Source organism: Amycolatopsis pithecellobii (assembly GCF_009707865.1).
GTDB lineage: Bacteria > Actinomycetota > Actinomycetes > Mycobacteriales > Pseudonocardiaceae > Amycolatopsis_E > Amycolatopsis_E pithecellobii.
Genome location: NZ_WMBA01000049.1, coordinates 41,962 through 62,138 on the forward strand (window position 1 = coordinate 41,962; position 20,177 = coordinate 62,138).

Sequence of the window (20,177 nt, forward strand, 5' to 3'; positions counted from 1 at the left end):
GTGCGACATTGTGTCGGAGATCCGGGTCAGCGGCGCAGGAAGTCCAGCAGTGCGGTGTTGACCTCGTCCGGGTGCGTCCAGGCGATGTTGTGCGGCCCGCCTTCCACGGTCACGACCTCGAGGTCCCTGATGAGCGCGGGCAGGCGTGCCGCGGTGGCCTGGTACGGCAGGATCCGGTCCGCGTCGCCGTGCACCAGCAGCACCGGCACGTCGATCTTCGGCAGGTCCTCGCGGAAGTCGGTGAGCCACGTGTCGACGCAGGCGTGTGCGGCGTATGCGGACGCCGCACACGCGACGTTGAAGCTGTTCCGCCACGCCTGGTCACTGATGCGGGTCCCGGCGTAGGTGTCGGTGTTGTAGAAGTTGTCGAGGAAGTCCTTGAAGTAGGCCGGGCGGTCCTTCACCACCGCGGCCTTGATGCCGTCGAACACGGACCTGTCGACGCCGTCCGGGTTGTCGTCGGTCTTGAGCAGGAACGGCGGGATCGCGCCCAGCAGTACGGCCTTGCGCACCTTCGCCGAGCCGTAGGTGCCGAGGTAGCGGGTCACCTCGCCGGTGCCCATCGAGAAGCCGGCCAGCACGACGTCCTCCAGTTGCAGGTGGTCGATCAGCGCCTTGAGGTCCGCGGCGAACGTGTCGTAGTCGTAGCCGACGGTCGGCTGGCTCGACCGGCCGAAGCCGCGCCGGTCGTAGGTGATAACCCGGTAACCGGCTTCCAGCAGGACTCGTTCCTGTTTCTCCCACGAATGCCCGTTGAGGGGATAACCGTGGATCAGGACGATCGGCCGCCCGGTGCCGTGGTCCTCGTAGTAGATCTCGATGGCCTCGGAATTCTGCTGACCGACGGTGAGCTTCGCCATGACGATCTTTCCTTCCCTGTAACGGTCTTCACGCGTTCAGGGTGCCCCGGGCACGACCTCGCATACCCGGGAATGTGCTTACCCCACCAAAGGCTTAATCAGCGGCGTCGGGTCGGGCGGCGGCGGGCGCGAGCCTGCCAGCACGCGCGATGCCAGTGCCGCCGGTCGGCGACGGAACCGGTGTCGTCGGCGGGCCAGGCGACGACATGCGCCACGCCGGCCGGAATCTCGTGATCACAGCCGGGACACCGGTACACCTTCGTCGCCTGCGAGCCCGGCACGCTGCGCACGAGCCACTCGCCGTCCGGCGCGGATTCCGCCCGTGCCCAGCCCGTGGCCGCCCCGAGCTCGACGGGGCGGCCACGGTCGGATCGGTTTCGGCGGGGCATGGCCCCCAACTTATCGGGGGACCCGGCGGAAGGTGAGCGCGACGAGGAATGCCAGCGACGCGATCACGACCGACACGATGAACGCCGTGGTCATCCCGCTCACCAGTACTTCATGCGGTGAACCCGTGGCATGCCTGGTCGCGGTGCCGAACACCGTGACGAGGATCGCCAGCCCGAGGGTCGCCCCGATCTGCTGCATCGTTTGCAGCACACCACCGGCGGCACCGGCGTCGCGCGCGGGCACGGTCGACATGATGATCACGTTCAGCGGCGAGAACGCCAGTCCCATCCCCACGCCCATCAGCACCATCGGCACGAACATCAGCGGGAAGTAGCCGCTGCTCGTGGACAGCTGGGTGAGCAGCGCGAGGCCGCCCGCCATCAGCACCGTGCCGATCAGCGCGACCGGTTTGGGCCCGAAGCGCGGCAGGACCCGCGGAATCAGCCGGCTCATGCCGAACACCAGCAGCGCCATCGGCAGGAATGCAAACCCGGTCGCCAGCGCGCCGTAGCCGTGCACCTCCTGCAGGTACTGGCTGAGGAAAAAGAACATCGACATGCCGGCCATCGGCCCGAGGCAGAAGTTGACGTAGGCCGCCGCGCGGTTGCGGTCGGCGAACAGGCGCAAGGGCAGCAGCGGGTGCTCGGTGCGGATCTCGATCGCCAGGAACGCGCCGAGGAGTCCGATGCCGAGGAACAGCGCGACGAGCGTGACGCTGTCACCCCAGCCGTTGCTCGCGGCCCTGATGAACCCGTAGACGACGGACGCGATGCCACCGGTCGCCGTGATGGCGCCGGGCAGGTCGAGACTGGCCGGATGCCGCTGCGGCGACGGCAGATAGCGGGCGGCGAAGGTCACCGCGGCGATGCCGAACGGCACGTTGATGAACAGCACCGAGCGCCACGAAAGCCATTCGGTGAGCAGGCCGCCGAGGATCAGCCCCACCGCGAAGCCCGCACTGGCCATCGCGGAGAACAGGGCGAGCGCCCGCAGCCGCTCCTTCGGTTCGGTGAACGTCGTGGTGAGCAGGGCGAGCGTGCTCGGCCCCGCAGCCGCCGCGCCGAGGCCCTGGACGACCCTGGCGATCAGCAGCCAGGCGGCGGAGTCGGCGAACCCGCCGACGAGCGAAGCGAGCGTGAACAAGGACAGGCCGGCGATGAACACCCGGCGGCGGCCGAACAGGTCGCCGGCGCGGCCCCCGAGCAGCAGCAGACCACCGAAAACGAGGGTGTAGATGTTGAGCACCCACGATAGGGAGGTCGCGCTGAAGTGCAGGTCGGACTGGATGCGCGGGAGCGCCACGTTCATCACCGTGGCGTCCAGGATGATCATCAATTGGCAGGTGAGCAGAGTGGCCAGGACGATCCCGGGCCGGTTTGGCCGGACCGACGTCCCGGTGAGCGCCGGAGCGTTCGCGGACATGGTTCTTTCGGACAAAAGATTTGCTCCATTGACTGCGCGAGAGTAAACGGACAGAGTCTCCGCTTCTATGGCACTATCATATGGAGTGAGTCTCCGCTTGCGCAAGTCTATCCGGAGAACGCGTCCGTTTCCAGCGAAGGAGGGGCCGGTGGGATCAACGTCGACGCCACGGCCGATGCGTGCCGACGCGCGCCGTAACTACGAGCGCATCCTGAGTGTCGCTCGTGAGGCGTTCACCGAACACGGGCCGGACGCGCCGCTGGACGACATCGCCCGCCGCGCGCAGGTGGGTCCCGGCACGCTGTACCGGCATTTCCCCAACCGGGAGGCGCTCATCGAGGCCGTCTACCGGGCGGACATCGAAGCGCGGACACAGCGCACGACCGAACTGCTGGAGACCCTCCCCCCTGGCGAGGCGTTCGAGGAGTGGATGCGTGGCTACGTCGAGGCCGTCCGGGGCAACCGCAGCCTCGCCACGACGCTCAAGGCGGCGATGGATCATGACTCGGAAACATTCGCCCTGTGCAAGAAAATGCTCCACGACGCGGCGGCCAAGATCGTCCGGGCGGCGCAGGACGGGGGTGTCATCCGGGACGATGTCACGCCGCGGGACCTGCTGTTGATGGTGCACGCCATCGGGGTCGCGGCCGAGGCCACGCCGGATGCGGCGCCCCGGCTGCTGACCGTGATGCTCGACGGGTTGCGGCGTCAGGAGCCGTAGGCGAGGGCCAGCGGGACGAGTTGTTCCGCGGTGGTGAGTGAACCGTGCTGGCCGATGAGGGATGATTCGAGCGGCTCGGCCGTGCGGCGCACCAGGCCGAACCGGTCGCGGGCCGCCACCACGATGTCGCCGATACGCGGGCGCACCCAGTCACTGACACGTGGTCCGAACCACCCGGCTTCGATCGCTTCGTCGCGCGTGGCGACCCAGGCGCGGTCTCCGAGTTCGGAACGCCACACGGCGAGCACATCCTCGATCGCGCCGTCGGTCGCGTACACATGCCGCGCCCGCACCTCGCCGGCGATGACGCGCACGCCTTCGAGCAACCACGGTGTCGCGTCGAGATCGAGGGCCGTTTCGTCGACGGCGACCATGCCATGATCGGCGACCACGGCCAGCAACCCACCCGGCGGCAAACTGTCCACAATAGACTCGACGAGCCGGTCGACGTGCTTGAGCTGGTAGCGCCACGCTGGTGATCCCGGGCCGTAGAGATGACCGAGCTGGTCGAGTTGACTGTGGTAGCCGTAGCAGAAACTGCGCGGCTGCTCGAGAATGCGGAGCACGGAGGTGGCGAGGTCCCCGAGTGCGAACACGCCGACATACCGCCCGCCGCGTTGGACAGCTTCGGTGAGCGCGGACTTGGCGAACTGCGCGTCGGAAACGACGGCCGCATCCACCCCGGCCGCCGCTGCCCTGGCGAACGTTGTCGGGAGGGGCTGGGCTTCCGCCGGCGGGAGCCGCTCCCGCAGGTCCGGTCCACCGGGGTGGCCGGTCCAGCGCAGGGCGTTGAGCACCCCGATCCCGGGAACCTCGAAGGTGTAACCGGTCATCCCGTGCTCACCGGACGCCACACCGGTGCCGATCGCCGCGAGCCCGGCGACGGTGGTCGAGGGATACCCCACCCGCAGCGGGGTGCGGGACATCGCCGACAGTACGGGCGCATCCTGTGCGTGCTGCTCGAGAAGCTCCCAGCCGAGGCCGTCGATCAGTAATACGCAGGCGCTGGAGACGGGCGGGATGCCAACCTCGTTGGCGAACCCGGGAACCCCGAGCGCCGTGAGGACGGAGGGCACCACGTGCGCCAGCTGCGGTTGGCTACCCGGCCTTGGCAAATCCACGGACACAGCTTGGCAGGGACTCCCGCCGGTACGCACTTCCGCGTCATAATGCCGCTATGCCGACATACGCCTACCGCTGCCGCGAATGCACCGAGACTTTCGAGGTCAACCGGCCGATGAGCGAGTCCAGCGCCGCCGCCACCTGCCCGGACGGTCACGCGGACACGGTCAAACTGCTCACGACCGTTGCCCTCACCGGCTCATCAGCCACCCCGATGATGGCCACTGGCGGCTGCTGCGGCGGCGCCTGCGGCTGCGGCAACTAAAGACAAGAGGGCCTGACAAAGCCGACCACCCTGCCAAGGTGAGGTCCCGTTGGGCCAGTCATCCCGGAGCCAGCCCGCCGGCGAGGCAATCTTTTGGGTCGCGCTCCGCGCGATGCCCTGGTGGTTCCTTGGGGTGCCTGGATGACCGGGCGCGGGGCGCCCTCGTCGGGTGGACCCACCCCGCCCCACTTCGCCTGAGTGTTTAACGGTCGGCCCACCGCGTCAAGAGCGCCTGCGGCGTCGCTGCGCGATGGACTTCGTCCACCCTTGACCCGGCGTGCCGACCGCTAAGGAGGCTTCGTGTTGGTCCGGGGGTGGGAGTGGGCGGCGGGTCCGTTGGCCAGCTTTTCGTTGCACGGCGGCGGATTGTTCGGGCGGCCCGATTTCCTTCGCCCCGCGCCTCACCCCGGCTCTCCGAAGTTCTCCTCAACCAGCTTCCCCACCGCATCAAGCGCCTGGGTGGCTTGCGGCCCGCGGGCTCGGACCTCTATCCGGTCGCCTTTGCGCGCGCCCAACGACATCAGGGCCAGCACGCTGTGCGCATCAGCTTCCTGATCACCCAGGATCACACTGACATCGGCCTCGATGCTGGACAGGCGGCGCGCCAGGACGGCAGCTGGTCGGGCGTGGAGGCCTACTTCGTTGCGCAGCACCAGTTCTACCCGCTCAGCATCCGCCCCAGACGTAACCGGCGGCGCCTCCTTGTCTGGTGCGCCGGCGGCAGCTGCGGCGGCGAGGACATCCGCCCGGGACGCACCCCCTTGGGCGGCGACCGCGGCGGCGACCGTGCCCTCGACGAACGGGGCGTCGGCGACCACCGCGGCCTCCGGGTCGGACAACGATTCCACAGCCAGTTCCGCCGTCATCTGCGCACTGCCCAGGTCATACAGCAGCACAACACCATCCCCACGGTCGGCACGCTGCACCGCGGCGACCACCCGGTCGTAGTCCGTGCCGATCTCACCTTCCGCCAAACCGCCGGCCGGCACGATTGTCACATCCGGGGCCATCTGCGCCGCCACCTCGGTGAGCCCTTCGGCCAGCTTCGCGCTGTGCGAAACAAGAACCAGGCCAACAGTCACCGCGCCGCCTCCGCCAGCGCACCGAGCAACAGTGCCGTGGACCGGGCACCCGGATCCAGATGTCCCGCGCTCCGCTCACCGAGGTAGGAGGCCCGGCCCTTGCGTGCCACAAGGTCCACTGTGGACTCGGCCCCCTTCCCGGCGGCATCCGACGCCGCGGTCAGCACCCCCGCGATATCCGCACCTTCGGCTGCCGCCTGCTCGGCCGCGGCCACCGCCGGGATCAGCGCGTCCACCATGGTCTTGTCGCCCTCGACCGCCTTTCCGCGCGCCTGCACCCCTTCCAGCGCCGCCCGCAGTCCGGCGACCACCGCCGCGGTGTCCAATTCGGACTCTATCGCCGTGGAAGCACGCAAGAAAGCCGTGCCGTACAACGGACCCGCCGCTCCCCCGACCTTCGAGATCAACATCGTCGCGGCCAGCTTGAGCACCGCGCTCGGCGTCTCCGGAACCATAGTGTCCAAAGAGGACACTATGGCGGTGAAGCCCCGGTTCATGTTCTCCCCATGGTCACCGTCGCCGATCGCGCGGTCGAGTTCGATCAGCTCGACGCGGTGCTCGGCCATCACCACCGCGGCGGCACGCAACGCATCCGCGACCCCGTTCGCGGTACAACTCATCAGACCCTCCAGCGCAATGCGGCGGTATTGACCGGAGCATCCCACAAGTCGACCAGCTCATCGTCCACTTTGAGCAGTGTGATGCTCATGCCCTGCATCTCCAGGCTCGTGATGTACGGGCCGACCAGCCGGCGCTCCACCGTGATGCCACGGTCGGCGAGCAGCCGTTCGGCGATTCCGTGCGCAAGGTACAACTCCACCAGCGGCGTGCCACCCATCGAGTTCGTGAACAGCAGCACCCGGTCACCGTCGCCGAACGGCAAATCCTCCACGACCGCGGTGACCATCCGCTCCACCAGAGCGTTCGCCGGCTCCAGCTTGACGCGTTCGCGACCGGGCTCGCCGTGGATGCCGATGCCGAACTCGATCTCGTCGTCCGCGAGGTCGAAACTGGGCTCCCCGACATGCGGGACCGTCGGCGCCGTGAGCGCGACGCCGATCGAGCGGACCTGCTCGATCACCTTGCGCGCCAACGCTTCCACCGCGTCCAGCGCATCACCACGCGCGGTGGCCGCACCGATGAGCTTCTCCAGCAACACCGTCCCGCCGACACCCCGGCGCCCGGCGGTGAACGTCGAGTCCGCGACCGCCACATCGTCGTCGATCACGACGCTGCGCACGTCGAGCCCCTCGGCGGCCGCGAGTTCGGCGGCGGTCTCGAAGTTCAGCACGTCCCCGGTGTAGTTCTTCACGATCAGCAACGCGCCCGCGTCACCCGTCGTGGCCGCGACCGCCGCCTGCACCGCATCCGGTGTCGGCGACGTGAAAACCGCACCCGGTACGGCGGCGTCGAGCATGCCGGGACCGACGAACCCGCCATGCAGCGGTTCGTGCCCGGACCCGCCGCCCGAAATCACCGCGACCTTCCCGGCCACCGGCGCGTCGGCCCGGATGACCACGTCCGGGGCGTACTCCACACGCACGAGGTCGGAATGGGCGGCGGCGAACCCGCGTAGCGACTCGGTGACGACCTCGGCCGGATCATTGATGATCTTTTTCATTGCCCGCCTCCGTTGGCTTGGGTCTCCGGTGCTCTCTCTACCTTCGATCCGCCGCCGCCGTCATGCAATGGGCCTCACCCCGAGTACGCCGGAACGGGGCTATTCGCTCGCTGGTGGCTCCTCGGGCACCCGGATTGGGCGGACCAGCGCCCACAACACGAACAACGCGGTGAAGATGAGCAGGCCGATACCAGCCCACAGGTTGATGTTGACGCCGGCGGCCTTCTCGATCTGGGCGCCACGGGTGACCACGGCCCCCATGATCGTCAGCACGATGCCGTACACCCCGGTGAGCAGGGCGATGATGAGCCGGACGTCGAACGCGCCTGCCTTGCGCGTCCGCGGGGTTGATGACGTTGCCATGACAGCCGACCTCCTAGAAGGCGATGTTCAGCGCGATGGTGAGGACCAGGGCGATACCGGCCAGCAGCACCGGCTTGCGGTACCAGCCGGCGTCTTCGCCGGTGGTCTCGTGCTTCAGCGACTCGCGCGGGGTGAGCGAGTACACGAGACCGACCAGTTCGGCGTCGGGCTTGGGTTTCGTGGCATAGGTGACGACGACGCTGACCACGATGTCGACCACGAACGCCGCGATGGCCGCGAGGAAACTGGCGCCCTGGCCCGGGAGGTCGAAGGCGCCGGTCTTGTTGAGCACGAACACCAAGATCGCCGCGGCGGTACCGAACACAAGGCCCGACCAGCCCGCCGCCTTCGTCATCCGCTTCCAGAACATGCCGAGGATGAAGGTGGCGAAGAGGGGCGCGTTGAAGAAGGAGAACAGCGTCTGCAGGTAGTCCATCAGGTTCGAGTAGGTCGAAGCGATGAACGCCGTCCCGATCGCGAGGATGGTGGCGATCGCGGTCATGACGCGGCCCAGCCGCAGGTAGTACCCGTCCGGCCGGTCCTTGATCACGTAACGCTGCCAGATGTCGTACGAGAACACGGTGTTGAACGAGCTCAGGTTCGCGGCCATACCCGCCATGAACGACGCGAGCAGCCCGGCGATCGCGACCCCGAGGATGCCGTTGGGCAGGATGTCGCGCATGAGCAGCAGGAGCGCGTTGTTGAAGGTCGCGCCGCTCGGCGCGTCCTTGCCGGCGAGCAGGGCTTCCTTGTTCTGCCCCATCAGTTCGGTCACGGTGACGGCCGCGACCATGCCGGGGATGATCACGACGAACGGGATGAACATCTTCGGGAACGCACCGATGATCGGCGTGCGCCGGGCGGCGGACATGCTCTTGGACGCCATCGCGCGCTGGACCTCGACGAAGTTCGTGGTCCAGTAACCGAAGGACAGCACGAACCCGAGCCCGAAGATCAGGCCCAGCACCGACAGGAAGTTGCTGGTGAACCCGGTCAGCTGGTTACCCGGCCAGGAATGCAACTGCTCGCTGCCGCCAGGGCCGCCCGAGACCTTGTCCATCAGACCGCTCCAGCCGCCGACCTTGTACAGCCCGACGATGGTGAGCGGGATCAGCGCGGCGAGGATGACGAAGAACTGGAGCACCTCGTTGTAGATGGCGGCGGACAGCCCGCCGAGCGCGGTGTAGGCGAGCACGATCGCGGCCGCGATGATGATCGAGACCCAGATCGGCCAGCCGAGCAGCAGGTTGACGACGCTGGCCAGCAGGTACAGGTTCGCGCCCGCGATGAGGATCTGTGCGAGCGCGAAGCTGGCGCTGTTGACCCAGTGCGCGGCGGGCCCAAAGCGGCGCAGCATGAATTCGGGAACGCTGCGGACTTTCGAGCCGTAGTAGAACGGCATCATCACGACGCCGAGGAACAGCATCGCGGGGATCGCGCCGATCCAGAAGTAGTGCGCGGTCGGCAGGCCGTACTGGGCGCCGTTGGCCGACATGCCCATGACCTCGATCGCCCCGAGGTTCGCGGAAATGAAGGCGAGGCCGGTGACCCAGGCCGGCAGCGACCGGCCGGACAGGAAGAAGTCGAGGCTGGTCGAGACCTGCCTTCGTGCCAGGTAGCCGATGCCGAGCACCAGCACGAAGTAGAACGCGAGCAACACGTAGTCGATCGCGCTCGCATCAAGTCGCAGGTTCGCTGCGGCTAGGACATGCACCGGTGCACCTCCACGAGTCAACACCATTCAACAAGAACCACCAGGATCAACCTGACGAGCGCACATTACTACCTGGTAGTGCACCTGTGAACGCAACCGGGGCGTCTTGACCGGGTTGAGACCGAAGTTGTCAGAAGCCAACCGCGAACCGGCGTGTGCGGCAACTCGAAGGCGCGCGGCACCCGCGGATTCCCGTTGGTACGAAAGGCAAAGACCGTTAGCCGGAACGGCGTACTAGAAGAGGCGGAACTCGTCGCTTTCGGTCCCGCGCAAGGCCTCGTAATCGAGGGTCAGGCACCGGATCCCGCGGTCCTCCGCGAGTGTGCGGGCCTGCGGCTTGATCAGCTGCGCCGCGAACACACCCTGTACCGGCGCCAACAGCGGGTCCCGGTTGAGCAGTTCGAGATACCTGGTCAGCTGTTCGACGCCGTCGATCTCGCCGCGGCGTTTGATCTCGACCGCGACCGTCGAGCCCGACCCGTCACGGCACAGGATGTCCACCGGGCCGATCGCGGTCGGATACTCCCGCCGTACCAACGAATAGCCCTCGCCGAGCGTCGTGATGTGCTCGGCCAGCAGCTCCTGCAGGTGCGCCTCGACGCCGTCCTTCTGCAGTCCGGGTTCGGCCCCCAGCTCGTGCTTGATCTCGTCGATCCGCTCGTCGATGCTGATCACGAGTTTTTCGCCGGCCTTGTTCTGCACGGTCCAGATGTCGCCGTCCTCGATGAGCCAGCAGGGCGGGCTCATCCAGTTCAACGGCTTGTAGGCGCGGTCGTCCGAGTGGATGGACACCGAGCCGTCAGCCTTGATGAGCAGCAGGCGGGTCGCCATCGGCAGATGGGCGGTCAGCCGCCCGGCGTAGTCGACCTGGCAACGAGCGATCACGAGACGCACCCCAGGAGGGTAGAAGACGCCTTCGGCACACTGATCGGGTGGATCCCATTGAACAGGTCAGCTCCCGCGAGGTGTACCGGAACAACTGGATGACCGTGCGTGAGGACGGCATCCGCCGTCCGGACGGCTCCGCGGGCATCTATGGCGTCATCGACAAGCCCCAGTACGCCTTGATCATCCCGCTCGACGGGGACCGCCTGCAGCTGGTCGAGCAATACCGGTACCCGCTCGGCCTGCGCCGCTGGGAATTCCCGCAGGGCACGGCCCCTGACCTGGCCGACGTCCAGCCGTCCGAACTCGCCGCCCGCGAGCTGCGCGAGGAAACCGGTCTCATCGCGGGAAAACTGGAAGACCTCGGACTGCTCGATGTCGCCGCCGGGATGTCCAGCCAGCGCGGCCGTGTCTTCCTCGCCACGGATCTCACCGAGGGTCCACATCAACGCGAACACGAGGAACAGGACATGCGCACGGCGTGGTTCACCCGCGCCGAGTTCGAGCAAATGGTGCGGGAAGGCGAGATCACCGACGCCCAGTCGATCGCCGCATACGCCCTGCTACTGCTCGAAGCATCATGGCATCAAACGCGATGATGCTATGATGATTAAATGCGGACGACCATAACACTCGATTCGGACGTCGAAGCGTTGGTTCGGACGATGATGGCCGAGCGGGGGCTGTCGTTCAAGGAAGCGGTCAACACCGCGCTACGGTCGGCGTTGGCGAAGCGAAGCCAGGAGAACTTTCGAACGCGCACGTTTTCGATGGGCGCCCCGGCAGTCCCCCTCGACCAAGCGCTTCGCCTTGCCGCCGATCTCGAAGATGCCGAAATCCAGCGGAAGCTGAGCGTCGGTAAGTGATGCTCGTCGATGCCAACGTGTTGCTGTACGCGGTGAACAAGGACGCCCCGAACCACGAGGCAGCGCGCAGCTGGCTGGATCGAGCACTTTCGGTGGGTGGTTCAGTCGGCTTCACATGGGTCGTCCTGCTGGCTTTCCTCCGGATCAGCACGCACCCGAACATCTTCCGGAATCCACTGCCCTCGAACCTCGCTTTCGAGACGGTCGAGCAATGGCTTGATCAGCCGGGGGCCGTGGTCCTCCAGCCGACGCCACGGCACCTGGGAGTCCTTCGGGGCCTGCTCCGCTCGATCGGAACGGCCGGCAACCTCGTCAATGACGCACATCTCGCGGCGATCGCGGTGGAGCACGGCGCCGACGTGATGTCCTTCGATGCCGACTTCACTCGTTTCGACGGCCTACGCGTGCACCGGCCGAGTGAGTGAACTACTCGCTCCAGTCCGGCTTCCGCTTCTCCAGGAAGGCGGCCATACCCTCACGCGCGGCCGGGGTCTGCGACGCCGCCGCCATCACTTCCAGGGCGATCGCATAGGCATCCGCCTCGGGGCGGTCCAGCTGGGCGTACAGCGTTTGCTTGCCGAGGGCCTTGCTCGCGCGACTCCCCCGCGTCGCGCGCCCGAGTAGCTCGGCGACGGCGTCGTCGAGCTGGTCGTCCGGCACGACCCGGTTGATCAGACCCCAGTCGAGGCCGGTCGCCGCGTCGATGACATCACCGGTGAGCGCCAGTTCCATCAGCCTTTTCCGCCCCACTGCCCGCGCCACCGGGACGGCCGGGGTGTGACAGAACCAGCCACCTTTGCCGCCGGGCAACGCGAAACCGGCGGATTCGGCAGCCACCGCGAGATCACAGGAAGCGACGAGCTGACAGCCGGCGGCGGTCGCGAGCCCGTGCACCCGCGCGATGACCACCTGCGGGACCGACTGGATCGTCCGCATCAGATCGGTGCACAGCCGCAGCAGCGCACGGACCCCATCGAGATCACGGGCGGCGACGTCCCCGAAGTCATGGCCCGCGGAGAACACCGGCCCGGCGCCGGCGAGCACGATGCCCGTCGCGTCCGTCTGGCCGGCGTCACGAAACGCCGCCAGCAGCTCCCGCAAATGGTCCTCGGACAACGAGTTGCGCCGCGCGGCACGGTTCATCGTGATCGTGACCGTCTCACCGTCACGCTTCACCAGGATGTGTTGGTACTCGGCCATGTTCCGAGCCTAGTTGCGGCGCGCGGTCAGCAGAACCACCAAAGCGGGGCGGCCATCACGACGAAGGCGAAACACACTCCGGAAAGGACTCCGGCAGAACGAAAACGAGCGTGCACTGGTGGAACTCCACGGGAAATCGGGGGGTTGGGGAGGCGCTGCCCAAGCTCAACAGCGCGGCGCCAACGTAGATCAACATCGCGATGGATCGCAATGGGGGGCGGCGGAACGCGGTCGCCGGTTGCTGGCAACTCTCGGTGCGCCGACGCACCTCACTTGGGGGTACCACCAGCCCAAACGCGCACAACCGTGACCGGCGAACTACTCAGAGTAGGTCTGGAGTTTCATCAAGCGAAACACCCGGTTGGGTGATGTCGGCGGGTCGGGCGCCGGGGATCGGCGGCGCCGCGGGCAGCGACTCGACCCGCCGGGTCAGCCGGTCGGCCTGCCATTGCCGGCCACGGCGACGGAAAATGTCGGCGGCCAGCAGCCATACCGCGCGCGCCTGTTCGGGCTCTCCGGCAGCCGCGTAGGCCCGGCCCAGCAGATCCAGCGCCGACGCCTCGGCTGCGGAAAGCCCGGTCTGCTTGGTCAGCTGGAGCGCCAGCCCGGCGGACTCGACTGCGTCGGCGTAACGCCGCCGGCTCAGGTTCAGCTCGGCCACCACCGTGTGCAGCCGGATTGCGGCCGAGACGTCCTGAACCGTCGCCAGCAGGACCGATGCTCGCGCGGCGAACTCGTCAGCCACCCGGTACTGGCCTCGGGCGCCCGCGATCTGACACCGCTCGGCGAGGGTCGAGACCTGCCCCGCCGTGTCGGCGAGCGCCTCACGGAGTTCCAGCGCACGCTCGAAATGCCCGACCGCGACGTCGTATCGGCGCTCCTCGGCGGCGGTCTCCCCGAGGTAGTGCTCGACCTTCGCCTCCCGCACGACATCGCCCTGCGCGCGGGCCATTGTCAAGCACTCACGGTAGATCGCGGTGGCCGCCGCCCGGTCGCCTCGTTTCCGCTCCGTCGCCGCGAGGTTGATCCGCACGGTGAGGATTCCGGTCGGCGCGTCCACTTCGGCCAGTATTTTCAGCGCTCGCTCGAAGTTCCGCGCGGCGGGTTCGGTGTCGCCGAGGGTGAGCTGGAAAAAGCCGAGATCGTTGAGCGTCGAGGCCACTGCTTCCGGATTGCGTTGCGCAGCAAGCATTTCAGCGGTCACGGTGAGCGCGGAGACCAGGTCTGCATAGAACCCGAACCGGTCCATGAACCGCGCCGCCACGTGCGGCAGCGCCCAGCCGTACCGGGTCCGGCCGATCCACGCGGAATGGATGATCGCGCCCAGATTGCTCCGCTCCCGCAGATACCAGGCATCCGCTTCCTCATTCCCGGCAATGGTCATGCCCCGGATCTCGGCGGGCACCGGCGGCAACCCGATATGCGGGAACGCCACCCGGTGCGCGTCGAGCGCGGTCCCCAGATAGAAATCGAGCATCCTGGAGACGGCCTGGTCTGCTTCCGGATCGCCGTCCGCCAGACCGGCGGCAAAGGCGAGTACCAGATCGTGGACCCGGAACCGGTCGACGTCACCGGCCTGCTCCATCAGCTGCGCACCGACGAGCTCATCGAGATGTTGCCTTGTCGCGGGCAGACCTTCCCCGGCCAGCGCCGCGGCCACGCCGACGCCGAACTCCGCGCCGGGATGCAGGCCGAGCAACCGGAAAAGCCGCCCGGCTTCCACCGAAAGCGCTTGGTAGGAAAGGGAAAAAACCGCGTTCAGACTGCCGTCGGGGCTGTCCCCGTCTTGGCCGATGGCCAGCAGCAGCTCGCTGTCGCGCAGCTGCGTCACCAGCGCGGGCACCGGAACCGCAGGGCGGCTCGCGATCCGTTCCGCGACCAGGGTCAGCGCCAGCGGCAGGCCATGACACAGCTCCACCAGTACCCGCAACGTTTCCGGCACCTCACTCGCCCGCGCACCGATCCGGTCCGAAAGCAGCTCGATGCCGTGGGCGGCACCGAGTGGACCGACCGTCCACGAGGGAATGCCGTGGCGCACGGCGAGTTCGGTGAGACGGTGCCTGCTCGTGATGACCACCGCGCAGTCGCCGAACAGCGGCAGCAGCGCACGCACATGCGCCGAGTTCTGCACGTTGTCGAGCACGATGAGCTTCGGGCCGGCCTCCAGCAATGCGCGGAGTTTCTCGGCGCGCCCAGCGGGACCGACGATGTGCTCGACCGGATATCCCAGCTGGGCAAGGAAATCGTCGACGACATCCCCCGGTTCCAGCCGCCGTAGTTGCGAGAACCCGTGCAGGTCGGCGAACAGTACGCCGGCAGACAGCCGGTTCGACGCGCGGCGAGCCCAGCGGACGGCGAGCGTGGTCTTCCCGATCCCGCCGATACCGGCCAGCACCACCACCGACGCGCGCAGCCGCCCCGCCGCGACCCCGGTGTGCTCGTCCAGCATCCGCAACAAATCGGCGCGGCCGATGAAACCGGCGACATCCGGCGGCAGCAGGCGTGGCCCCGCGACGATCCGGACCGGCTCGGCGGGGTGCCCGGATTCGAAGCGGCGTTGCAGCTCGTCATGGAAGTGCCGCAGCTCCTGCGCTTCGGCGTCCTGCCCGTCACCGCGCAGCTTCCGGTAGCTCGCCAGGTAGGTGTCCGTGGCCTCGCTGTGCCGTGAAAGGGAATGCAGGATTCGCAACTGGCGCCGGATCAGTCGTGGGTCGAAACCGTGCCGGCGGCTTATTTCACCGTGACGGGCCAGTGCGGCGTCGAACCGGCCGAGCGCGATCTGCTCGTCGAGCAGGAAGAGATTGGCCGGCAACCATTCTTCGGCGAGCACGGCCTGCCGCCAGTTGCGGGCCGGTGAGGTGTCGAGGTCCAGTAACGGCTGGTCCCGCCAGAGTCCCAATGCCTCTTCGGCGAGGTCCACCGCGCACTCATGATCTTTTTCGTCGCGACAGTTCCGGGCCTGGGAAAGTAAATTCCGAAACACGTAATAATCGATCTGACTCTCGTCGGTATCCACGCGCAGACCACCATTAACGGTGCTCAGTCGGCCCACAGCGCCGGCGTCCGCGAGTAATCGGCTTATCCGGTGCCGGTAAGTGTGACCGGTCGTTTTCCGGTCAGCAGGCGGTTGCTCGTCCTCCGTCCAGACCCACTCGACGAGCTGCGCGAACGACAGCCGCCGGTTGGGCTGAGCGAGCAACGCCGCCAGCACCTGCCGGAATTTACGCGGAACGTCCGCCTGCACAAGCGGGTTCCCGTGCGGATGCACGATCGTACTGCCCAGAATCCCGAACTCGAATCTTGTCCGCACTGGCGACACCTCCCCTGGCGGCTTTCTCCAGAATGCCACGCACCACGCGAGAATGGGCCGGAATCGGAAACCTAACATTCAGCTGTCATCGGAAAAGATCGACTGTCATATTTCTGTCCACCCGGCGACCGGTCCATGACAGGATCCGGGCACAAGCTCGGCCTATGCCGAAAAACCTCTTCCACAAGGTGCTTGTCGTGGCTCCGGATGCCCGGCTGTTCGAGCTGTTGTCGCTCGTGGAAACCGATTGGCGGATTCAGGTGGTGTTCACCGCGCCCGGGACGCCACCGGTCGAGGCCGCGCTTGTCCTGCCGTGGTACGAAGCCGTCCGGCATGACTGGGATCTCATCCTCGCGACAAGCCCCCGGCACGTGTCCGGGCTACGTGGCCCGGTCCTGATCGCCGGCGACACCACCGGGCTGTGTCTCGACCGGATGCGCGCAAGTCTGCCGTTCCGTGCGCGCTACCGGGAAGCCCTCGGCGTCGGCACGGGTGGTGTACTGGTCACGGTCAGCTCGACGTGGTCACGCAGCTCGGTGTTCCGGAGCATGCCGGAGCTGTGTGGCGGGCTACTCGCCGAGCTCACCGCGGATGCCGGCCGCATCGCGCTCGTCGTGCATCCGCGGATCTGGGCCACGCACCGCGAACGACAGGTGCGCGCCTGGCTGTCCCCGTACCTCGACGCCGGACTGGCGCTCGTGCGGCCGTCCGACGGCTGGCAGGGGGCGATCGTCGGCGCCGACTGGGTGCTGGGCGACCACGGCCGCGTCACGGCGTTGGCCGCGGCGCTGGGCGTGCCCGTGACGGTCGCTGCCCGGCCCGATCACCTCCGCCGTGACAGCCCCGGCGACGTGCTCCGCCGGTCCGCACCCGCGCTTCGGCACGACCGGCCCTTGCTGTCACAACGCCAGACCGCCGCACAGCAGGCGGAACGGGTGCGGCGCGCGATCTCACCGGTTATCGGCGCGCCGGGAGCGACGGCACTGCGGGCGGCGATGTACGGCCTGCTCGGCATGTGCGAACTGGACCGCGGTCCGATACCGGTTCCACTGCCACGCGTCTTCGACGGCGTCCTCAGGCCCGGTCGAGCACCGCATGCAGGAACGCCCGCGTCCGCTCGTGCTCGGGCGCGGTGAACAGCTTCTCCGGTATGGCGTCCTCGATGACCTGCCCCTGGTCGAACATCATCACCCGGTCCGACACATCGCGCGCGAACTGCATTTCGTGGGTCACACACAGGAACGTGATGTCCGTTGTGGACGCGATCTCCTTGAGCACCTTGAGCACGCCGGCCACCAGCTCCGGGTCCAGCGCCGAGGTGACTTCGTCGAGCAGCAGGACGTCCGGCCGCATCGCCAGCGCCCGCGCGATCGCGACCCGCTGCTGCTGCCCCCCCGAAAGCTGGCTGGGACGCGCCGTCCTCTTTTCGGTCAGTCCCACCATCTCCAGCAATTCGGCCGCGCGCCCCTCTGCCTCCTCTTTGGACAGTCCGAGCGCGCGGATCGGCGCCTCGGTCACGTTCTGCAGCACCGTCATGTTGGGAAACAGGTTGAACTGCTGGAAGACCATGCCGATGCGCTTGCGCATCCGTCGCAGATGTTTCTCGTTGGCCGGCACCATCGCGTCGCCCTTGGGCATATGCGTCAGGCACTCGCCACCGACATGGATCCTGCCTTCGTTGACCCGCTCCAGCGTCATCAGCAGGCGCAGGATCGTCGTCTTCCCTGAACCGCTCGGCCCGATGAGCGTGACGAACTCACCGGGCGAGACCGTGAAATCCAGCTCCCGCAACACCACGTGATCGCCAAAGCGTTTCACCACACCATCGAACTCGATCATGCTAGAGCTGTCCGACACGGCGTTCCAACCTTCTCACCAAAAGGGACGCGGGGTAGCTGACCAGGAGGAACATCACGCCGGCCAGGGTGTATGGCTCGATCACGCGGAACGTCTCCGCGCCCTGTTCCTTCGCGCGGTTCAGCACGTCCAGCACACCGATCGCCAGCAGCAACGGGGTTTCCTTGAACATCGAGATCGTGTAGTTGCCCAGCGCGGGCACCACTCGCGGCACGGCCTGCGGCAGGATGATGCCCGTCCACACCCGCGACCGCGGCAGCGACAGCGCCGTCGCCGCCTCCCACTGTCCTTTCGGGACAGCCTCGATCCCCGCCCGGTACACCTCGGAAGTGTAGGTGGCGTAATGGATCCCGAGTGCGATCACACCTGTCAGGAACGCCGAGGGCTTGATACCGAGTAGCGGCCACAGCAGGTAGAAGATGACGAACACCTGGATCAGCAGCGGGGTGCTGCGCACGAACTCGACGAACAGGAACACGAGCTGACTGACCACCGGGATCCGCGCCCGCCGCAGCAACGCGAACACCAGCCCCAGCACATATGCCAGTGCCGAACCGAGCACGGTCAGCTCGATGGTGACGAGCAAACCCTCCAGCAGCAAGGGAATCGAATCGCGGGCGTTTTGCCAGTCCCAGTTCATCAGGACACCTCCGCCGTACTGGCGAAGAACTTACGTTTGACTGGTGCCCGGCCGAGCCGCCTGGCGCCTCGGCGTTCCAGGAAGCGCATGACGAGCGTGATCAGGATCGCGAGCACGAGATAACACACGAGCTCGACTCCGTAGATGAACACGAGATTGCTGCCGTACACCGGCCGCAACAGCTCGCCCTTCTCCGTAATCTCGCCCGCCGAGACGAAGTACAGCAGCGCGGTGCTCTTCAGCAACTGGATGAAAAGGTTGTTGAACGGCGGATACATCTCGACCACCGCCTGCGGCAGCAGCACCCGGAACATCCGCTGGACGGGGGAAAACGACAACGCGATCGCGCCTTCGCGTTGCGCTTTCGGCACCGACTGCACCGCGCCGCGGACGATTTCCGCGCCGTACGCGCCATGGTTGAACCCGAGCACGAGGACGCCCGCGAACAGCGGAATCAACTTCAACCCGACCAGCGCGGGAAGCACGAAGTACAGCCAGAACAGCTGCACCACTTCGGACGTCCCGCGAAAAATCTCGACGTACACGCGGCTGACGGCCCGCACGGACGGCCGCGGCGACAGCATGCCGAGGCCGGCGAGAAACGCCAGCACGATCGTGAGCGCGATGCCGCCGAGAGTGGCCGCGATCGTTACGCCCAGGCCGCTGAGGATGGACGAGACAATGTAGGAATAATCGCCGGACACGGAAATCAGGCAGCGCAGAGCTTGTCGGTCGTCAGGCTCGGATTCGGCAGATTGTTCCGGTCGAAGCCGAACGGCGTGGCGATCTGCAGCCATTGCCCGTTCGAATGCAGCGTGCCCAGCTGCTGGTTGAACGCGTCCCGCAGCGACGTATCAGACTGACGGAACACGAACCCGCCTGCCGACACCACCGGCTGCCCGTTCTCGATGGGCGTGAATCCCGGCGTGACCTCGACACCCGCGCCGGGGTTCTGCTTTGCCAGGTATTTCAACGAAATGTCGGTGAGCGCGGCGGCGTACACCCGGCCCGTCGTGACGGCGCGCAGCATATTGTCCTGCGTGTCAAGGGTTTGGATGTTGCTGTCGGGCACCCCGGCGGCGGTCGCGTACCCCTTCTCGACCGCGGCGGACAGCACCGCGAGCTGGACCTTCTTCGCGGCGACGTCCTGCAGCGTGTTGATGCCCTGCGGATTTCCCTTGGGGACCAGCAAAGCAGTGAGCGCCGAGTAGTCCGGATTGGAGAACAGCGCCGCCTTGCAGCGGGTCGGCGTGATATTCATACCGGCGGCCACCACGTCGAACTGCTTGGCGTTCAACGCGGGAATCAGCTGGTCGAACGGCACGACACTGGCCTGCACATTGTCGATGCCCAGCCCCTTGAACGCCGCCTTCGCGACCTCGGGCGCTTCACCCGTGGTGTTGCCCGAAGAATCCGCGTATCCGTATGGCGCCTCGTTCGCGATCCCGATTTTGATCGTTTTCGCATTCTTCGCCGCCGTCAGCGTGTCTCCGCTGCCGGTGCTCTGACATGCACTGAGCAGTACCGGGCCGCCGATCGCGGCCGCTCCCAGTACCGCCGAATGCCGGAAAAAATCCCGTCTCGTCCACGTACCCCGCGACATCGCAGCACTCCGTTCCGATTCGAGTTGCTACTGAACGTAGGCGGCTGGCCCGTTCGGGTCAAAGAGCGTTATCGGAACGAGATCAACTCGGTGGCCCAAAAGAAAATCACTTCATCGTGAGTGACGTACCGCGCTAGCGTGAGTCGGCGTGACGTGGAGTACCTATGGCACCTACCTGATCTTCGTTGTACTGGTGGTGCTGGCACCCGGACCGGACACGATGGTCACGTTGAAGAATGCACTCGCGGGTGGGACG

General features: G+C 66.9%; 22 protein-coding genes and 1 pseudogene. 7 read left to right on the plus strand and 16 right to left on the minus strand.

Going from position 1 to position 20,177, the window contains the following annotated elements; translation table 11 throughout:
* Positions 1-26 precede the first annotated feature (26 nt).
* The 3 genes from GKO32_RS26540 to GKO32_RS26550 form a co-directional block, all read right to left on the minus strand.
* Complete coding sequence (locus GKO32_RS26540) at positions 27-860, minus strand: alpha/beta fold hydrolase (protein WP_154759625.1); 834 nt, start codon at positions 858-860, stop codon at positions 27-29.
* Between the two features lie 98 nt (positions 861-958).
* Positions 959-1,249 (minus strand): Rv1322 family protein, encoded by a 291-nt coding sequence (locus GKO32_RS26545; RefSeq protein ID WP_154759626.1) that lies wholly within the window; start codon positions 1,247-1,249, stop codon positions 959-961.
* Positions 1,250-1,259: 10 nt separating this feature from the next.
* A complete protein-coding gene (locus GKO32_RS26550) occupies positions 1,260-2,687 on the minus strand; it encodes an MFS transporter (protein WP_166459742.1) in 1,428 nt (475 codons plus the stop codon).
* A gap of 133 nt (positions 2,688-2,820) precedes the next feature.
* Between GKO32_RS26550 and GKO32_RS26555 the strand changes: the two genes are divergently transcribed.
* Positions 2,821-3,393 carry a TetR/AcrR family transcriptional regulator gene (locus GKO32_RS26555; RefSeq protein ID WP_312868575.1) on the plus strand — a complete coding sequence of 191 codons (573 nt, stop codon included), beginning with the start codon at positions 2,821-2,823 and terminating at the stop codon, positions 3,391-3,393.
* Here GKO32_RS26555 and GKO32_RS26560 read toward each other — a convergent pair.
* Positions 3,381-4,514 (minus strand): alkaline phosphatase family protein, encoded by a 1,134-nt coding sequence (locus GKO32_RS26560; RefSeq protein ID WP_312868576.1) that lies wholly within the window; start codon positions 4,512-4,514, stop codon positions 3,381-3,383. The genes GKO32_RS26555 and GKO32_RS26560 overlap by 13 nt on opposite strands.
* 56 nt (positions 4,515-4,570) lie before the next feature.
* Here GKO32_RS26560 and GKO32_RS26565 point away from each other — a divergent pair, with 56 nt between their 5' ends.
* Positions 4,571-4,780, plus strand: a complete 210-nt coding sequence (locus tag GKO32_RS26565; RefSeq protein ID WP_154759627.1) for an FmdB family zinc ribbon protein — start codon at positions 4,571-4,573, stop codon at positions 4,778-4,780.
* Positions 4,781-5,181: 401 nt separating this feature from the next.
* On the opposite strand, the gene dhaM is transcribed toward GKO32_RS26565, so the two are convergent.
* The 6 genes from dhaM to nucS form a co-directional block, all read right to left on the minus strand.
* Positions 5,182-5,862, minus strand: a complete 681-nt coding sequence (gene dhaM, locus GKO32_RS26570; protein WP_312868578.1) for a dihydroxyacetone kinase phosphoryl donor subunit DhaM — start codon at positions 5,860-5,862, stop codon at positions 5,182-5,184.
* Positions 5,859-6,482, minus strand: a complete 624-nt coding sequence (gene dhaL / locus GKO32_RS26575) for a dihydroxyacetone kinase subunit DhaL (RefSeq protein WP_154759628.1) — start codon at positions 6,480-6,482, stop codon at positions 5,859-5,861. Before dhaL ends, dhaM begins: the two co-directional genes overlap by 4 nt.
* Positions 6,482-7,483 carry a dihydroxyacetone kinase subunit DhaK gene (dhaK, locus tag GKO32_RS26580; RefSeq protein ID WP_154759629.1) on the minus strand — a complete coding sequence of 334 codons (1,002 nt, stop codon included), beginning with the start codon at positions 7,481-7,483 and terminating at the stop codon, positions 6,482-6,484. Before dhaK ends, dhaL begins: the two co-directional genes overlap by 1 nt.
* 99 nt (positions 7,484-7,582) lie before the next feature.
* Positions 7,583-7,846: a hypothetical protein gene (locus tag GKO32_RS26585; protein ID WP_154759630.1), complete on the minus strand. Its 264-nt coding sequence runs from the start codon at positions 7,844-7,846 to the stop codon at positions 7,583-7,585.
* A gap of 13 nt (positions 7,847-7,859) precedes the next feature.
* Positions 7,860-9,560: a sodium:solute symporter family protein gene (locus GKO32_RS26590; RefSeq protein WP_312868579.1), complete on the minus strand. Its 1,701-nt coding sequence runs from the start codon at positions 9,558-9,560 to the stop codon at positions 7,860-7,862.
* Between the two features lie 234 nt (positions 9,561-9,794).
* Positions 9,795-10,454 carry an endonuclease NucS gene (nucS, locus tag GKO32_RS26595; protein WP_312868580.1) on the minus strand — a complete coding sequence of 220 codons (660 nt, stop codon included), beginning with the start codon at positions 10,452-10,454 and terminating at the stop codon, positions 9,795-9,797.
* 38 nt (positions 10,455-10,492) lie between these two features.
* On the opposite strand from nucS, the gene GKO32_RS26600 reads away from it, so the two are divergent.
* The 3 genes from GKO32_RS26600 to GKO32_RS26610 are packed head-to-tail and all read left to right on the plus strand — an operon-like array spanning position 10,493 to position 11,736.
* Entirely contained in the window at positions 10,493-11,044 is a 552-nt protein-coding gene (locus GKO32_RS26600) for an NUDIX domain-containing protein (protein ID WP_312868581.1), read from the plus strand.
* A 15-nt stretch (positions 11,045-11,059) separates the two neighbouring features.
* Positions 11,060-11,311, plus strand: a complete 252-nt coding sequence (locus GKO32_RS26605; RefSeq protein ID WP_154759632.1) for an antitoxin — start codon at positions 11,060-11,062, stop codon at positions 11,309-11,311.
* Positions 11,311-11,736, plus strand: coding sequence for a type II toxin-antitoxin system VapC family toxin (locus GKO32_RS26610; protein ID WP_154759656.1), 426 nt, complete (start codon positions 11,311-11,313; stop codon positions 11,734-11,736). The genes GKO32_RS26605 and GKO32_RS26610 overlap by 1 nt, the downstream gene beginning before the upstream one ends.
* A gap of 1 nt (position 11,737) precedes the next feature.
* On the opposite strand, the gene GKO32_RS26615 is transcribed toward GKO32_RS26610, so the two are convergent.
* Positions 11,738-12,511 (minus strand): enoyl-CoA hydratase-related protein, encoded by a 774-nt coding sequence (locus GKO32_RS26615; protein ID WP_154759633.1) that lies wholly within the window; start codon positions 12,509-12,511, stop codon positions 11,738-11,740.
* 322 nt (positions 12,512-12,833) lie between these two features.
* Complete coding sequence (locus tag GKO32_RS26620) at positions 12,834-15,821, minus strand: tetratricopeptide repeat protein (protein ID WP_166459743.1); 2,988 nt, start codon at positions 15,819-15,821, stop codon at positions 12,834-12,836.
* A 164-nt stretch (positions 15,822-15,985) separates the two neighbouring features.
* Here GKO32_RS26620 and GKO32_RS26625 point away from each other — a divergent pair, with 164 nt between their 5' ends.
* A complete protein-coding gene (locus tag GKO32_RS26625; protein WP_154759635.1) occupies positions 15,986-16,957 on the plus strand; it encodes a hypothetical protein in 972 nt (323 codons plus the stop codon).
* Here GKO32_RS26625 and ehuA read toward each other — a convergent pair.
* Genes ehuA through ehuB form a run of 4 tightly spaced genes read right to left on the minus strand, consistent with a single transcriptional unit; the run spans position 16,896 to position 19,921 of the window.
* Positions 16,896-17,660: an ectoine/hydroxyectoine ABC transporter ATP-binding protein EhuA gene (ehuA, locus tag GKO32_RS26630; RefSeq protein ID WP_154759636.1), complete on the minus strand. Its 765-nt coding sequence runs from the start codon at positions 17,658-17,660 to the stop codon at positions 16,896-16,898. The genes GKO32_RS26625 and ehuA overlap by 62 nt on opposite strands.
* A gap of 1 nt (position 17,661) precedes the next feature.
* Positions 17,662-18,318 carry an ectoine/hydroxyectoine ABC transporter permease subunit EhuD gene (gene ehuD / locus GKO32_RS26635; protein WP_154759637.1) on the minus strand — a complete coding sequence of 219 codons (657 nt, stop codon included), beginning with the start codon at positions 18,316-18,318 and terminating at the stop codon, positions 17,662-17,664.
* A complete protein-coding gene (gene ehuC, locus GKO32_RS26640) occupies positions 18,318-19,022 on the minus strand; it encodes an ectoine/hydroxyectoine ABC transporter permease subunit EhuC (protein ID WP_312868582.1) in 705 nt (234 codons plus the stop codon). Before ehuC ends, ehuD begins: the two co-directional genes overlap by 1 nt.
* A 5-nt stretch (positions 19,023-19,027) precedes the next feature.
* Entirely contained in the window at positions 19,028-19,921 is an 894-nt protein-coding gene (ehuB, locus tag GKO32_RS26645) for an ectoine/hydroxyectoine ABC transporter substrate-binding protein EhuB (RefSeq protein ID WP_154759639.1), read from the minus strand.
* A 148-nt stretch (positions 19,922-20,069) separates the two neighbouring features.
* Here ehuB and GKO32_RS39340 point away from each other — a divergent pair.
* Positions 20,070-20,177, plus strand: a pseudogene (locus GKO32_RS39340) (LysE family translocator); the annotation flags it as partial.